15 protein-coding genes are annotated in these 13497 nt (G+C 62.4%); 8 read left to right on the top strand and 7 right to left on the bottom strand.

Annotation, left to right across the window (positions count from 1 at the left end):
- Nucleotides 1-39 precede the first annotated feature (39 nt).
- From RID42_12295 to rsmA, 3 genes are read left to right on the top strand one after another with little or no spacing between them, the layout of a single operon-like run.
- The gene (locus RID42_12295) at nt 40-1302 is read left to right on the top strand and encodes a peptidylprolyl isomerase (GenBank protein ID MEQ8248449.1); all 1263 of its coding nucleotides are present in this window, start codon (nt 40-42) and stop codon (nt 1300-1302) included.
- Nucleotides 1302-2315: a 4-hydroxythreonine-4-phosphate dehydrogenase PdxA gene (gene pdxA / locus RID42_12290; GenBank protein MEQ8248448.1), complete on the top strand. Its 1014-nt coding sequence runs from the start codon at nt 1302-1304 to the stop codon at nt 2313-2315. The genes RID42_12295 and pdxA overlap by 1 nt, the downstream gene beginning before the upstream one ends.
- Nucleotides 2312-3145 carry a 16S rRNA (adenine(1518)-N(6)/adenine(1519)-N(6))-dimethyltransferase RsmA gene (rsmA, locus tag RID42_12285; protein ID MEQ8248447.1) on the top strand — a complete coding sequence of 278 codons (834 nt, stop codon included), beginning with the start codon at nt 2312-2314 and terminating at the stop codon, nt 3143-3145. The genes pdxA and rsmA overlap by 4 nt, the downstream gene beginning before the upstream one ends.
- Here rsmA and gmk read toward each other — a convergent pair.
- The 7 genes from gmk to fabD all read right to left on the bottom strand — a co-directional run bounded on the left by gmk (nt 3137) and on the right by fabD (nt 9113).
- Nucleotides 3137-3733 (bottom strand): guanylate kinase, encoded by a 597-nt coding sequence (gene gmk / locus RID42_12280; protein MEQ8248446.1) that lies wholly within the window; start codon nt 3731-3733, stop codon nt 3137-3139. The genes rsmA and gmk overlap by 9 nt on opposite strands.
- Nucleotides 3734-3764: 31 nt before the next feature.
- Entirely contained in the window at nt 3765-4649 is an 885-nt protein-coding gene (locus tag RID42_12275) for a YicC/YloC family endoribonuclease (GenBank protein ID MEQ8248445.1), read from the bottom strand.
- Nucleotides 4650-4723: 74 nt separating this feature from the next.
- On the bottom strand, nt 4724-5707 hold the full coding sequence (gene mltG / locus RID42_12270; protein ID MEQ8248444.1) for an endolytic transglycosylase MltG: 984 nt from the start codon (nt 5705-5707) through the stop codon (nt 4724-4726).
- Between the two features lie 10 nt (nt 5708-5717).
- Nucleotides 5718-6983 (bottom strand): beta-ketoacyl-ACP synthase II, encoded by a 1266-nt coding sequence (fabF, locus tag RID42_12265; protein ID MEQ8248443.1) that lies wholly within the window; start codon nt 6981-6983, stop codon nt 5718-5720.
- A gap of 36 nt (nt 6984-7019) precedes the next feature.
- A complete protein-coding gene (locus RID42_12260) occupies nt 7020-7256 on the bottom strand; it encodes an acyl carrier protein (protein MEQ8248442.1) in 237 nt (78 codons plus the stop codon).
- Between the two features lie 170 nt (nt 7257-7426).
- Nucleotides 7427-8164: a 3-oxoacyl-[acyl-carrier-protein] reductase gene (gene fabG, locus RID42_12255; GenBank protein ID MEQ8248441.1), complete on the bottom strand. Its 738-nt coding sequence runs from the start codon at nt 8162-8164 to the stop codon at nt 7427-7429.
- Between the two features lie 10 nt (nt 8165-8174).
- Nucleotides 8175-9113, bottom strand: a complete 939-nt coding sequence (gene fabD, locus RID42_12250; GenBank protein MEQ8248440.1) for an ACP S-malonyltransferase — start codon at nt 9111-9113, stop codon at nt 8175-8177.
- Between the two features lie 189 nt (nt 9114-9302).
- Here fabD and rpsF point away from each other — a divergent pair, with 189 nt between their 5' ends.
- From rpsF to RID42_12225, 5 genes are all read left to right on the top strand, one after another.
- Nucleotides 9303-9743 carry a 30S ribosomal protein S6 gene (gene rpsF, locus RID42_12245; protein MEQ8248439.1) on the top strand — a complete coding sequence of 147 codons (441 nt, stop codon included), beginning with the start codon at nt 9303-9305 and terminating at the stop codon, nt 9741-9743.
- Nucleotides 9740-9973, top strand: a complete 234-nt coding sequence (rpsR, locus tag RID42_12240) for a 30S ribosomal protein S18 (GenBank protein ID MEQ8248438.1) — start codon at nt 9740-9742, stop codon at nt 9971-9973. Before rpsF ends, rpsR begins: the two co-directional genes overlap by 4 nt.
- A 21-nt stretch (nt 9974-9994) precedes the next feature.
- On the top strand, nt 9995-10615 hold the full coding sequence (gene rplI, locus RID42_12235) for a 50S ribosomal protein L9 (GenBank protein MEQ8248437.1): 621 nt from the start codon (nt 9995-9997) through the stop codon (nt 10613-10615).
- A gap of 119 nt (nt 10616-10734) precedes the next feature.
- The gene (locus RID42_12230) at nt 10735-11907 is read left to right on the top strand and encodes a cyclopropane-fatty-acyl-phospholipid synthase family protein (protein ID MEQ8248436.1); all 1173 of its coding nucleotides are present in this window, start codon (nt 10735-10737) and stop codon (nt 11905-11907) included.
- Nucleotides 11908-12005: 98 nt separating this feature from the next.
- Nucleotides 12006-13493 (top strand): replicative DNA helicase, encoded by a 1488-nt coding sequence (locus RID42_12225; protein ID MEQ8248435.1) that lies wholly within the window; start codon nt 12006-12008, stop codon nt 13491-13493.
- Nucleotides 13494-13497 lie beyond the last annotated feature (4 nt).

The raw sequence follows: 13497 nt of genomic DNA, 5'->3' as shown, positions 1-13497 counted from the left end.
AATTCCCCGGCGCCCCGAACGAACGACTGGCCACAGTTGATGCGGCGTCTCTCTATTGTTGTTGCGCTGGCTGCGTTCGTGGCCGGCCTGCCCGTGCCCGGACAGGCGCAATCGGTCCAAACGATCGCCGCGGTGGTCAACGACGAGGTCATTTCGAACTACGACCTGCAGCAACGGGTAAGACTGGTTATTTCGAGTTCCGGCGCCAATCCGACCGAGCGAATCGCCGACCAGTTTCGCGCACAAATTTTGGACAGCCTCATCGACGAACGACTGCAGGTTCAAGAGGCCAAACGCCTCAATATTCCGATCGCCGACCAAGAAATCGACGGCGCAGTCCAATTTATCGAACAACAGAACAACATGGACTCAGGTAACCTCGAGAAACTCCTGAGCTCCCAAGGGGTCGACATCGGGTCCCTACACGACCAATTGCGCGCCCAAATCGCTTGGAGCAAAGTTGTCGGCCAACGGCTCCGACCACGTGTGGTCGTCGGTCAAGACGAAGTCGACACAATGGTGGAACGCCTCAAAACCGGCGGGCGGAACGAACACCTGACGAGCGAAATATTCCTCGCGTTCAACGACCAAAATCCGAACATCCGAAAAGACATCGAAAGCAACGCGGCAGCCTTGGTATCACAGTTACGGGGGGGCGCCGCGTTCGGGATCATTGCCCAGCAGTTCTCTCAATCGGTTTCGGCTGCATCGGGCGGCGACCTCGGGTGGATAAGCAGTGCCGAACTTCCCGAACCGGTCGGCCCTACGCTGGAAACCCTCGCCGTCGATCAAGTCAGCGATCCGATCGTGACGCGGGACGGCATCTATATTCTACAGGTCCGCGACCGGCGACGCTTCGCAGCCGTCAATCCCGAGGACGTGACTGTCGCGCTCAAACAGATATTTATCCCGCTCAAGTCCGACGCGGATGACAACGCGATCGAGAGCCAAATGGCGTTGGCCCGCACAATCAGCGGCACCGTCCGAGGGTGTGAGGATTTCGACGAGCTGTCGAAGGAGATGGGCTCCACCGAATCGGGGGACCTGGGCAAAGTTCGCGTATCGGATACTCCAATTCAGTTCCGTGAAGCGATCCTCACGCTGGCGGTTGGCGACGCCAGCCAGCCGGTCCGTACCGAGAACGGCATCCACGTTCTGATGGTCTGCGAACGCGAGCAGCCGGACGCAATCGAACCCAACCGGCGTGCGATCGAGAATTCCATCGGGCAGGCCCGACTTTCGATGCTGGCCCGCCGCTACTTGCGCGATTTGCGGCGAGACGCAGTCGTGGACGTGCGTTAATGGCCGCGGCCCTCGCTACGGCGACGGCCGTCACCATGGGCGAACCCGCCGGGATCGGCGCCGAGATCACCCTCAAAGCCTGGCAAGCCCGCGATCGGGAGAAGTTGGGCCCGTTCTATTTTGTGGGCGATCCCGACCATCTGGCGCAGAACGCGCGCACCCTGGGACAGAACATCGCGGTCGCCGAAATCGGCTCGCCCCACGACGCGGTCGCCGCCTTCGCGCGCCACCTGCCGGTGTTGCGGGAAACGTTGCCGCGCGCGGCAACGTCGGGGAAACCCGATGTCGCACATGCCCCCGCCGTGCTGCGCGCTATCGACCGCGCGGTCGAGCACACCCGGGCCGGCCAGGCCAATGCCGTCGTGACCAACCCGGTGCATAAGGCGACCCTAATGCGAGCCGGGTTCGCTTATAGCGGCCATACCGACTACCTCGGTCACCTGGCCGGGGACATTCCGACGGTGATGATGCTCGCGGCCGACACGCTCAAGGTCATTCCGGTCACCGTACATGTCGGTCTCCGCGCCGCGATCGCAGCGCTCTCCACCGAGGCTATCGTGCACTGCGGCGCGGTGGCCGCGCAGGCGATGCGCCGGGACTACGGGATCGCGCGACCACGGATTGCCGTCGCGGGCCTCAATCCCCACGCCGGGGAGGACGGCATGTTCGGTGCCGAAGAGGACGCGATCATCCGCCCTGCCGTCGCAGCGCTCCATGGGCGGGGGATCGACGCCGTTGGTCCGCTGGCGGCCGACAGCCTGTTCCACGCGGCGGCGCGGCGCGGCTACGACGTCGTTCTGTGCATGTATCACGACCAAGCCCTGATCCCGATCAAGACACTGGCCTTCGAGCGGGCGGTCAACGTGACGCTCGGCCTGCCCTTTGTGCGAACCTCCCCCGATCACGGGACCGCGCTGGATATTGTCGGCAAGGGACTGGCCGACCCGAGTAGTTTTATCGAAGCGGTGCGGCTCGCCCAGGCCATGGCCCGCACCCGATCGCAAACGGCGTGAGTGCACCGGCGGACCTGCCGCCTCTGCGCGACGTCATTCGGCAACATGGCTTGGACGCGCGCAAGTCGCTCGGCCAGCATTTCCTCCTCGACCTGAACCTGACGCGCCGGATTGTGCGTACCGCCGGCGATGTGCACGGCAAGACGGTTTACGAAGTCGGGCCAGGTCCGGGCGGGCTCACGCGAGCGTTGCTGGAGGCCGGGGCATGCGTCGTCGCGGTGGAGACCGACTATCGGTGTCTTGCGGCGCTGGCCGATCTCGGGGCGCACTATCCGAACCGACTGACCGTTATCGAGGCCGACGCGCTCGGTTGCCGGGAAGTAGATCTCGTCGCGCCGGACGCCCTTGCTGTCGCCAACCTTCCCTACAACATCTCGACGGTCCTGTTGGCGAAGTGGCTCACGGCGACGCCGCTGCCGTTCTCAGGCATGACCCTGATGTTCCAAAAGGAGGTTGCCGACCGGCTTGTGGCCGCGCCCGGGAGCAAGACCTACGGCCGGATCAGCGTCTTGGCCCAGTGGCGATGCAAGGTGCAACGGGCCTTCGATGTTCCGGCGCAAGCCTTCGTGCCGCCGCCGAAGGTCGACTCGACGGTCGTTCGCCTGACGCCGCGCGTCGACCCCATCGCCATCGACCCCGGCAGCTTGGAGCGCGTGACCGCCGCAGCCTTCGGCCAACGCCGTAAGATGTTGCGCTCGAGCCTCAAGCGCCTCGTCGACAATCCTATCGTATTGCTCGGCGACCTCGGGATCGATCCGACCGATCGCGCGGAGGATCTTACCGTCGCTCAGTTCTGTGCGATTGCCGCGCGCGTTCCGGCTTCACCGTAGCGCGCGGACGAACTCCGTCAGACCGATTTGGCGAGGTCGCCGGAGAGACTCCGCTTCGATAATGGTTTCGAGCTGCTTGGTGCAGATGTCTACGTCTTCGTTGATCAGGACGTAGTCGTATTCCGACCAATGACTCATCTCGTTCGGCGCCTTGGCCATGCGGCTCTCGACGACGGCCTCGCTGTCGAGACCGCGTTTGCGCAACCGGTTGCGAAGCTCCTCGAAACTGGGCGGTAAAATGAACACCGAGACAACGTGCTCTTCGGTGGTTTGCTCGATTTGCTGGGCGCCCTGCCAATCGATGTCGAACAGAACGTTCTGCCCCTTTTCGAGCGCCGCCGTTACCGGTTGTTTCGGCGACCCATAGGAATGATCGAAGACCTGCGCGTGTTCGAGCAGTTCGCCCGCCGCAACCATGGCGTCAAACGTGGCAGTGTCGATGAAGCGGTAGTCCCGGCCTTCAATCTCGCTTTTCCGCGGCGGGCGGGTCGTCACCGAAACCGACATCACGAAATCCTTCCGGTTTTCAAGCAACCAGCGCGACAACGTGGTCTTACCCGCGCCGGACGGCGACGACAGGACCAGCATGAAGCCGCGACGCTTTATCGACGCGGTTGCCTTACTCAACGTTTTGAACCTGCTCGCGAAGGCGGTCGACCTCTACCTTGAGATCAAGGCCGATGGCGGTCAACGCGACATCGCCCGCTTTCGAACATAGCGTATTGGCTTCCCTGTTGAATTCCTGACAGAGAAAGTCGAGACGGCGGCCCACCGCCTCGCCGCTGTTGAGGGAATCGAAAGCCGATTCGATGTGGGCCCGCAGTCTCTGGATTTCCTCGGCGATGTCGGATTTGACCAACAGCAGGGCCAGCTCCTGGGCCAACCGGTCTTCGGGTAGACCGGCCCGATCCGCCAGCAGGTCGGCGACCTGGGTCCGCAGCCGTTCGCGCGCCGACTCAGGCCGGCTCGCAGCAACGGCCTCGGCCTTGGCAACGAGGGCCGCGATCGTATCCAGATGGGCCCGCAGGGTCACGTCGATCCGTCCCCCCTCCTCGCGCCGCGCCTTATCGAGCGCCGCGAGGGACGCATCGAAACTCGAAAGCAACGCCGCGTCGCGGGATGCAATTTCGTCCGGGGAAATTTCCTGCTCCTGGAGCTCCAAAACACCGCGCAGAGCCAGTACGCCGTCAAGCGACGCATCGGTCGTGCCTGGGGTTCCCCGGAGGGCCGCGAGTTCCCGCAGCACCTGGGACAGAACGTCTTGGTTGACCCGCAATTCCTGCTGGGCACGCTGATCGAACTGAAGCGAGACTTGGATATTGCCGCGGTTGAACAGTTTCGGTGCGGCGGCGCGGACGTGTCCTTCCAGGTCCTCCAAGCCGCTGGGTAGGCGCAAGCGCAGGTCGAGCCCGCGACCGTTGACGCTGCGCATTTCCCATGCCCACTCGAACGGCCCGCTCCGCCCTTCCTTGCGGGCGAAGCCGGTCATGCTGGAAATCGACACGTCAGGAAATCCGGTCGGTTGGCGGGACTTGCATGGCCCAATCTATAAAGTCCGCCATGGATGCCAACAAGGATTCAGTTCTGCTCGGCGCGGATTTGACGCCACCGACGAACGTTCCGACGATGCTCCTCCAACGTCCGGGCAAAGACATGACCGCCGGTTCCGTCGGCGACGAAGAAAAGATTCTCGGTCTCGGTCGGATTGAGAACCGCTTCGAGCGCGGCGCGGCCGGGGTTTGCAATGGGTGCAGGTGGTAAACCGGCAACCCGGTAGGTGTTGAACGGCGAGTCGACGGCAAGGTCGTCGCGCGTCAACCGGCGCCCCAGAGCGCCTTTCCCCAGGGTCAGCGCGTAAACCACGGTCGGGTCGGATTGCAAACGCATACCGCGGCGCAAACGATTGACAAAAACGCCGGCGACGAGAGCCCGTTCTTCGGCGACACCCGTTTCCTTTTCAACGATCGACGCAAGGACGATCGCTTCGGCGGGGCTGTCGAAGGGCAGATTAGCCGCACGCACTGGCCACAGTTCTTCAATCAACGTCGCCATGGCCCGCTGCATCCGCGCGACAACCTCCGCCCGGGCGTCGCCGTAGGCGTAGTGGTAGGTCTCCGGCAACAAGCCGCCTTCCCCAACGCCGATAGGCGGCGCCCCCTCCAGCCCTTCGGCAGTAGAAATCAGGGCGAGCGCATCGACAGTGGTGACTCCCTCGGGAAGGGTAAAGCGGCGAACAACCGTCTCGCCGCTAATCAGGAGCGCCAAGACAGCCCGCATCGAACTGGCCGCCGGCACAAGGTACTCGCCGGCGCGCAGGGATTTGCTCTGGCCGGTGGCGCGGACGACCAAGCGAAACAAATCGGGTTGTTCGAGAATGCCATGGGTTTCAAGCGAACGGGCGATCTGGGCGACCGACGATCCGCGCGGCAAGACGATCGTGGTGTCTTCGATGGCGGGGCCATCCGCATCGAAAATCGAAGCGCCCCAAACCAACATGCCAGCTGCGGCGGTCACCGCTACGACCAGCATCAGTGTGAGTGCGCGGATCGTCTTGCGGCTCATGGCCGTCGCGTTACTGCGGTCGGGCGAAAATCAACGACGCGTTCGTTCCGCCAAACCCGAAGGAGTTCGACAGCGTCGCCCTGATCTCTCTTTTCTTCGCCGTGTGCGGCACCAAGTCGAGATCGCACCCTTCACTCGGGTTATCCAGATTCAGGGTCGGCGGTACCACCCCGTCGCGCATCGCGAGGATACTAAAAATCGCCTCGACCGAACCGGCGGCACCGAGCAGGTGACCGACCGCCGATTTCGTCGACGACATGGACAAATCGTAGGCGGCGTCGCCGAACAGACGTTTCACCGCCTGGATCTCGATCTCATCGCCAAGCGGCGTCGAGGTCCCGTGGGCGTTGATGTAGTCGATGTCCTTAGGCGCCAGTGCTGCCCGCTTCATCGCCATTTGCATGGCCCGGAAAGCACCGCCGCCGTCTTCGGCCGGTGCCGTGATGTGGTGTGCATCGCCCGACAGGCCGTAGCCGACAACCTCGGCATAAATCTTAGCGCCGCGCGCCTTGGCATGTTCGAGTTCTTCGAGAACCACCACGCCGGCCCCCTCGCCCATGACAAATCCGTCGCGGTCCTTGTCCCAAGGCCGCGACGCCTTCGTCGGCGTGTCGTTGAAATCCGTCGATAGCGCGCGCGCTGCTGCGAATCCGGCCATCCCAAGACGGCATATTGCCGATTCCGTGCCGCCCGCAACCATGACGTCGGCATCGTCCATGCTGATGAAACGGGCGGCGTCGCCAATGGCGTGGGCGCCCGTCGAGCACGCTGTAACGACAGCGTGGTTGGGCCCCTTGAAGCCGAACCGGATGGAGGTGTGACCCGAGACCAGGTTGATCAACGCCATCGGGATGAAGAACGGGCTGAGACGACGCGGACCGCGTTCGTCCAGCGTCTTGGCACCTTCGACGATTTCCTGGAGGCCGCCGATGCCTGAGCCGATCAAGACACCGGTACGGCAGCGTTCTTCTTCGCCTTCGGGATGCCAGTTGGCGTCGTCGATCGCCTGCTGCGCCGCCGCCAACCCAAAAATGATGAAATCCGCCATTTTGCGGCGTTCTTTGGGCGACACCCAGTCGTCGAAATTGAACTCGCCCTCGCCGTCGCCTGGCACGACCTGGGCCGCGATTTTTGCAGGCAGGTCGGAAACATCGAACTTCTGAATGGGCGTAATGCCCGAATGGCCTTCCAGGAGGCGTTTCCAGGTTAGTTCGACCCCGGTCCCGATCGGTGTGACCAATCCAAGCCCGGTAACGACGACACGTCTAAGTTCCAAGATTCACGCTCCCGCTTCCGGGTTGCGTCTTTACGATCAGGACTCGGCCGACTGCAGGAACGCAACCGCGTCCTTTACCGTGACGATCTTTTCGGCCGCATCGTCGGGAATCTCGCAACCAAATTCCTCTTCGAAGGCCATCACAAGCTCAACTGTGTCGAGGCTATCGGCCCCGAGATCGTCGATAAAGCTGGCCGAATCTGTGACTTTTTCTTCGTCAACGCCCAGGTGTTCGATGACGATTTTCTTCACACGGTCGGCGATATCACTCATTCACGTATTCCCCTGGATTGCGCCGACGTATTGGTCCGGCGGTGGACGGTTTCCCGACAATCTGTAGCCATTGTAACGACCAAAACGCAGCTGTTAAGGCCCTACTGCGAAGGGTTCGTAACATACTTTAGATGGGATGACTAGCGGCCCGCGAGGCCATGTTTTGCGCCCTAAATCATCGCCATGCCGCCATTAATGTGGAGCGTCTGACCGGTCATGTAGGCAGCCTCGTCGCTCGCCAGATAGACCGCCGAGGCGGCGATATCCTCGGTGGTCCCGAAACGGCCCGCCGGAATGGCCGCCGCCAATTTCGTGCGCTGGTCCTCGCTCAAGGCGTCGGTCATCGGCGACTGGACGAAGCCCGGGGCAATGCAGTTCACCGTGATCCCCCGCGACGCGACCTCCTGGGCCAGGGCCTTGGACATGCCGATCATCCCGGCCTTCGCTGCGGCATAGTTGACCTGACCTGGATTGCCGGTGACGCCCACGATCGAGGTAATGCCGACGATCCGGCCCCAGCGCTGCTTCATCATGGGACGAAGGGCCGCCCGGGACAGACGAAACGCAGCCGTCAGATTGACGTCGAGCACGGTTTGCCACTCTTCGTCCTTCATCCGCATCGCCAGATTGTCCCGCGTGAGACCGGCGTTGTTGACGAGGATATCGATCCCGCCCTGGGCTTCGATCATGGCCTTCATCAACGCTTCAACCGCGGCACTATCGGAGAGGTCAGCGACGAAAACCGCCGCACGCTCCCCCAGTTCGGCGGCCAGCGCCGAGAGCGCCTCTTGGCGGGTCCCCGAAAGGGCAACCGATGCGCCGGCGGCGTGGAGCGATCGCGCAATCGCGCCGCCAATTGCGCCCGATGCGCCGGTAACCAACGCCCTCTTGCCTGTCAGATCGAACATAGGGGCTCCACTAAAGCGATTTAAAGAAGTCGTCGATATCCTGGGGCGAGCCGATCGATTGGGCCGAAATATCCCGGTCGATGCGTTTTGCCAATCCCGCCAAGACCTTTCCGGCCCCGACCTCGACCAACCGGTCGACGCCCTTGTCGCGCATGAATAGGACGCTTTCGCGCCAGCGCACCATCTTGGTGACCTGGTCGACGAGCAACCCCGGGATGTCGGCTGCATCGACGACCTCGTCCGCCGTGACGTTTGCAACCAGCGCGACGCAGGGATCGGCGACAGACACTTCGCCCAAGGCTTCCGCCATGGCGTCGGCGGCGGGCTGCATCAGGGCACAGTGGAAAGGCGCCGACACGGGCAACGCCATCGCCCGCTTCACGCCCTTGTCCTTGGCGATCGCAATGGCGCGGTCGACGGCGGCACGCGCACCGCTGATGACAACCTGACCGCCACCGTTGTCGTTGGCGACTTGGCAAACGTCGCCGTCGGCGGCTTCCGCAACGATTTCGAGCGCAAGATCGAGGTCGGCGCCGAGCAGGGCCGCCATCGCCCCCTCGCCCACCGGTACGGCTTGCTGCATGGCCTGTCCGCGCCGCCGCAATAGGCGCGCTGAATCCGTGAGCGACAGGGCGCCGGTCGCGGTGAGGGCCGAGTATTCGCCTAGCGAGTGACCTGCGACATAGTCCAGTTTCGCGGCGATATCGTAGCCGCCTTTGCGGATTGCCCTGACCGCCGCGACCGAAACCGCCATCAGGGCGGGCTGGGCGTGTTCGGTCAGCATGAGATCCTCGGGCGGGCCTTCCCACATCAAGCGGCTGAGCTTGAAATTCAACGCCTCGTCGACTTCTTCGAAGACCTCGCGGGCCTCAGGAAGGGCGTCGGCCAGATCTTTTCCCATACCCACAGCCTGGGAACCCTGCCCCGGGAAAACAAACGCCGTCGCCATGCCGCACCCCTCTTGACCGATCCAGCGCCCGAGTCGCACCTTTGGACGCGACGTGTCAAGCCACGCCTTGCGAGCGACCGGAAAAGCTGTATATTCCCGCGGCTCACATACTCCTTGCCGGGGTGAGACCCGGCTCATGCTCGGATTGGCCCGTCGGCTCCCGAGCGCAACAACCGTAAGGAGATACGGATGGCGTTATACGAAAACGTCTTTATCGTCCGACAGGACGTATCGAATCAGCAAGTTGAAGAACTTGCCGCACGTTTCAAAGAGATCCTCGAAAGTGGCGGCGGAAAGGTCGAAAAGACCGAGTTCTGGGGCTTGCGCACCATGGCCTTCAAAATCAAGAAGAACCGCAAAGGCCACTACGTCATGTTCAACCTCGACGCACCGGCGCCCGCGGTCCTGGAAATGGAACGCAACATGCAATTGAACGAGGACGTCATCCGCCACATGACGCTGCGCGTCGACGAACTCGAAGAGGGACCGTCGGCGGTTATGAAGTTCCGAGGCGAGCGCACCCGCAGCTACGGCGACAGCAGCGACTCGCGCTCTTCAGATAGCGACAAGTCCGGCAATGACAAACCAAGTGCAGACAAAGAAACGACCCAAGAGGGAGACAGCGCATGAGTACGCGTCCTCGCCCGTTTTTCCGCCGCCGCAAATCCTGCCCGTTCTCAAGCGATACGGCGCCGAAGATCGACTACAAAGACGTTAAGTTGCTCCAACGGTTCACGTCGGAACGGGGCAAGATCGTTCCGTCCCGCATCACGGCTGTTTCGGCCAAGAAGCAGCGTGAACTTGCGCGGGCAATCAAACGCGCCCGGTTCCTGGCACTCATGCCATACGTGCTCGATTAAGCACGGGTCGAGGAGAAGACGATGGAAGTCATATTGCTAGAGCGCGTCGAGAAGCTCGGCCAAATGGGCGACGTGGTCCGGGTCAAACCCGGCTTCGCGCGCAACTACCTCTTGCCGAAGAACAAGGCGCTTCGCTCGACGGCGGAAAACCGGAAATTGTTCGAGGCCCAAAAGGCCCAGCTCGAAACGAATAATCTCGAGCAGAAAAAGGAAGCCGAAGCGGTCGCCGCCAAGATGGACGGCCTGTCGGTTGTCATTCTTCGCCAAGCCAGCGAAAGCGGCCAACTCTACGGATCGGTCAACAGCCGCGATATCGCCCAGGCCGTCACCGAAGCGGGTTTCACCCTAGACCGCCACCAGGTCCAACTGCAGGCAACGATCAAGCATCTCGGTCTGTCGGCAGCTCCAATCCGGCTCCACCCGGAGGTATCGGTCGAGGTGACGATCAACGTCGCCCGTTCTGCCGACGAAGCCACCGCCCAGGCCGCCGGCACGCCGGTCAATGCAGCCGAAGCCTTCTTCGAATCGGAAGAACTTGCGGCGCGCGCCCGCGAGGACTCGGCTGACGATGAATACAACGACTCCGACGCTCCCTCCGCGCCCAACTACGGGGCCGGCGAGGAGTCAACGCAGGACGCGTGAGGGTGTCTCCTTGGGGGCACATTCTCGGCGGCTGCGGCGTTTAACCGGTCGTAGCCGCGCCTAGCGCCATGGTCCTGGATCAACTGCTCCGGCATCTCATCCGACGCGGGACGCTCCGCGTGACCTTCGCCAGCGGCCGCCAAGCCACCTTCACGGGGCCTGAAAGCGGCCCCGAGGTCGCGATCAAAATCGTCGACCGCGCGACGGAACGGCGTTTGGCGATGAATCCCAACCTCGTCGTGGGCGAAGCCTTCATGGACGGCAAGCTCACCGTCGAGAACGGCGATGTCTACGACTTCCTCGAACTGTGTCTGATGAATCTGGGCTGGGGCCCGGGCGACCATTGGGTGCAGCGTATGCAAGGCCGACTTCGCCGCTGGGGTCGTGGTATCGCCCAATACAATCCCGTCGGCAAAGCCCAGCGCAACGTCGCCCATCACTACGACCTCTCGGATACCCTCTACGACCTGTTCCTAGAGAACGACCGGCAATACTCGTGCGCCTATTACGCAACTGGCAACGAAACCCTCGAGCAAGCGCAAGATCACAAGAAACGCCATATCGCCGCGAAACTCCTACTCGAACCGGAACACAAGGTTCTCGACATCGGATCGGGCTGGGGCGGTTTAGGACTCTACCTGTCGCAGACCTCCGGTGCGGACGTCACCGGCGTTACGTTGTCGGTGGAGCAACACAAAGTTTCCCAACAGCGCGCCGCGGATCGCGGTCTTGCAGACCGCGTGCGCTTCAAGCTGCAGGACTACCGCGAAGAACATCAGCGCTACGACCGGATCGTGTCGGTCGGCATGTTCGAACATGTCGGCGTCGGCCATTTCGAGGAATTCTTCGGCAAGATTCGGGCCCTGTTGACCGACGACGGCGTCGCACTTTTGCATACGATCGGTCGCGCCGACGGGCCCGGCGCGACGAACCCGTGGCTTGCAAAGTACATTTTCCCGGGGGGATACACCCCGGCTCTGTCTGAAATCGTCCCGGTCATCGAGCGTGTCGGACTCTACATCACCGACATCGAAGTCCTGCGCCTGCACTATGCGACGACGTTGCGCGATTGGCGTCGGCGCTTTAACTCCAACCGCGACAAGGTACGCGCGATTTACGACGAGCGGTTCTGTCGCATGTGGGACTTCTACCTTGCCGGGTGCGAAGCGGCATTCCGTTATGGCGGGCAACTCAACTTTCAGATTCAGTTGTCGCGTCGCCAGGACGCCGTGCCGCTAACGCGCGACTATATCCAAGAATGGGAAGCCCACCACGCGGCCATCGCGACCTGATCGCGATTTATCCCCATGATCCCCGCTAGCATTCCGCCGGCGCCGGTGTTGCCGAGCGGCCATGCGGTGTAGATTGCCCCACCAACGAACGGGGCACCATGAGCGATCTACCGAATAACGTCAGCGCCCTTCCCTCACGCGACGACATTCAAAGTTTCCGCAGCTCACCGAGCAACCTTGAAGCCGAACAGGCTCTCCTCGGTGCTATTTTGGTTAATAACGATATCGCGGCGCAGGTCGGTAGCTTTCTATCGCCCGACGACTATTTCGAACCGGTCCACGCCCGGATTTACGAATCCGCACTGCGGTTGATCGATCGCGGACAGATCGCCAATCCGACCACCTTGCGAGCGCTCTTCGAGCGCGACGAAGCCCTTGCCGATATCGGCGGCGCCGACTATTTGCGCCGCCTTGCCAACGCCGCCGTGACGATCATCAATTCCGAGGACTACGGGCGGGTGATCCACGACCTCTCCCAGCGACGTCAACTCATCCGGATCGGCGAAGACATGGTCAATACGGCGTACGACCCCACGGTCGACGCCGAGTCCGAACTGCAGATCGAAGCGGCCGAACAACGGCTCTACAACCTCGCCGAAAAAGGCCGTTACGAGGGTGGCTTCAAGGCCTTCAGCGCCGCACTTGCCGAAGCCGTCCAGAACGCCGAAGCCGCGCTGAAACGCGACGGGCATTTGACCGGGGTAACGACCGGTCTGCGCGACTTGGATTCCCGCCTTGGCGGCTTGCACCGGTCGGACCTTATTATCCTGGCCGGACGACCGGGCATGGGAAAATCGGCGCTCGCGGCCAATATCGGGTTCAGCGCGGCCAAAGCCCACCTGGAAAAGGATGGGCATGACAACGACGACGGCGCGGCGATAGCGTTCTTCTCGCTCGAAATGTCGGCCGAACAGCTCGCGAGCCGCATGCTCGCCGAGGAAACCAATATCCCGACCGAAAAACTACGGCGCGGACAGTTCACCAGCGACGATTTCATCCGCATCGCCCAAGCCGCCCAGCGCATCGAGGACTGCAAGTTCTTCATCGACGATACGCCCGCGATCAGCATCGCTACGTTGCGCGCGCGCGCGCGGCGGCTGAAGCGCCAACACGACATCGGCATGATTATCGTCGATTACCTCCAACTGGTGCGGCCCGCCTCGGCGGGGCGCGAGAGCAACCGCGTCCAAGAGGTGTCCGAAATAACCCAGGGCCTCAAAGCGATTGCCAAAGAGCTCGATATCCCCGTGGTCGCCCTTGCCCAGCTCAGCCGTCAGGTCGAGCAACGCGACGACAAGCGACCGCAATTGGCCGACCTTCGCGAGTCCGGCGCGATCGAGCAGGACGCCGACGTTGTGATGTTCATCTTCCGCGAGGAGTACTATCACGACCGCACCCGGCCCGACCCCAGCGCACCCGAATTCCAGGAATGGTCGGACAAGATGCAACGGGTTCAGGGCATCGCGGAAGTCATCATCGGTAAGCACCGGCACGGACCAACCGGAACCGTCCGGCTGCTCTTCAATGGCCAAGTGACCAAGTTCAGCAACCTCGCCGAAGCCGAGATGCTGCCGGAGCACTATTAGTGCC

The organism is Alphaproteobacteria bacterium, assembly GCA_040216735.1.
In the GTDB taxonomy this organism is placed as follows: Bacteria; Pseudomonadota; Alphaproteobacteria; order SHVP01; family SHVP01; genus CALJDF01.
This window is presented reverse-complemented; position numbering and strand designations above follow the sequence as displayed.

Coding starts and splice junctions, on each gene's coding strand:
- RID42_12295 (MEQ8248449.1), top strand. CDS start 40: ATGCGGCGTCTCTCTATTGTTGTTGCGCTGGCTGCGTTCGTGGCCGGC.
- pdxA (MEQ8248448.1), top strand. CDS start 1,302: ATGGCCGCGGCCCTCGCTACGGCGACGGCCGTCACCATGGGCGAACCC.
- gmk (MEQ8248446.1), bottom strand. CDS start 3,733: ATGCTGGTCCTGTCGTCGCCGTCCGGCGCGGGTAAGACCACGTTGTCG.
- mltG (MEQ8248444.1), bottom strand. CDS start 5,707: ATGAGCCGCAAGACGATCCGCGCACTCACACTGATGCTGGTCGTAGCG.
- RID42_12260 (MEQ8248442.1), bottom strand. CDS start 7,256: ATGAGTGATATCGCCGACCGTGTGAAGAAAATCGTCATCGAACACCTG.
- fabG (MEQ8248441.1), bottom strand. CDS start 8,164: ATGTTCGATCTGACAGGCAAGAGGGCGTTGGTTACCGGCGCATCGGGC.
- fabD (MEQ8248440.1), bottom strand. CDS start 9,113: ATGGCGACGGCGTTTGTTTTCCCGGGGCAGGGTTCCCAGGCTGTGGGT.
- rpsF (MEQ8248439.1), top strand. CDS start 9,303: ATGGCGTTATACGAAAACGTCTTTATCGTCCGACAGGACGTATCGAAT.
- rpsR (MEQ8248438.1), top strand. CDS start 9,740: ATGAGTACGCGTCCTCGCCCGTTTTTCCGCCGCCGCAAATCCTGCCCG.
- rplI (MEQ8248437.1), top strand. CDS start 9,995: ATGGAAGTCATATTGCTAGAGCGCGTCGAGAAGCTCGGCCAAATGGGC.
- RID42_12225 (MEQ8248435.1), top strand. CDS start 12,006: ATGAGCGATCTACCGAATAACGTCAGCGCCCTTCCCTCACGCGACGAC.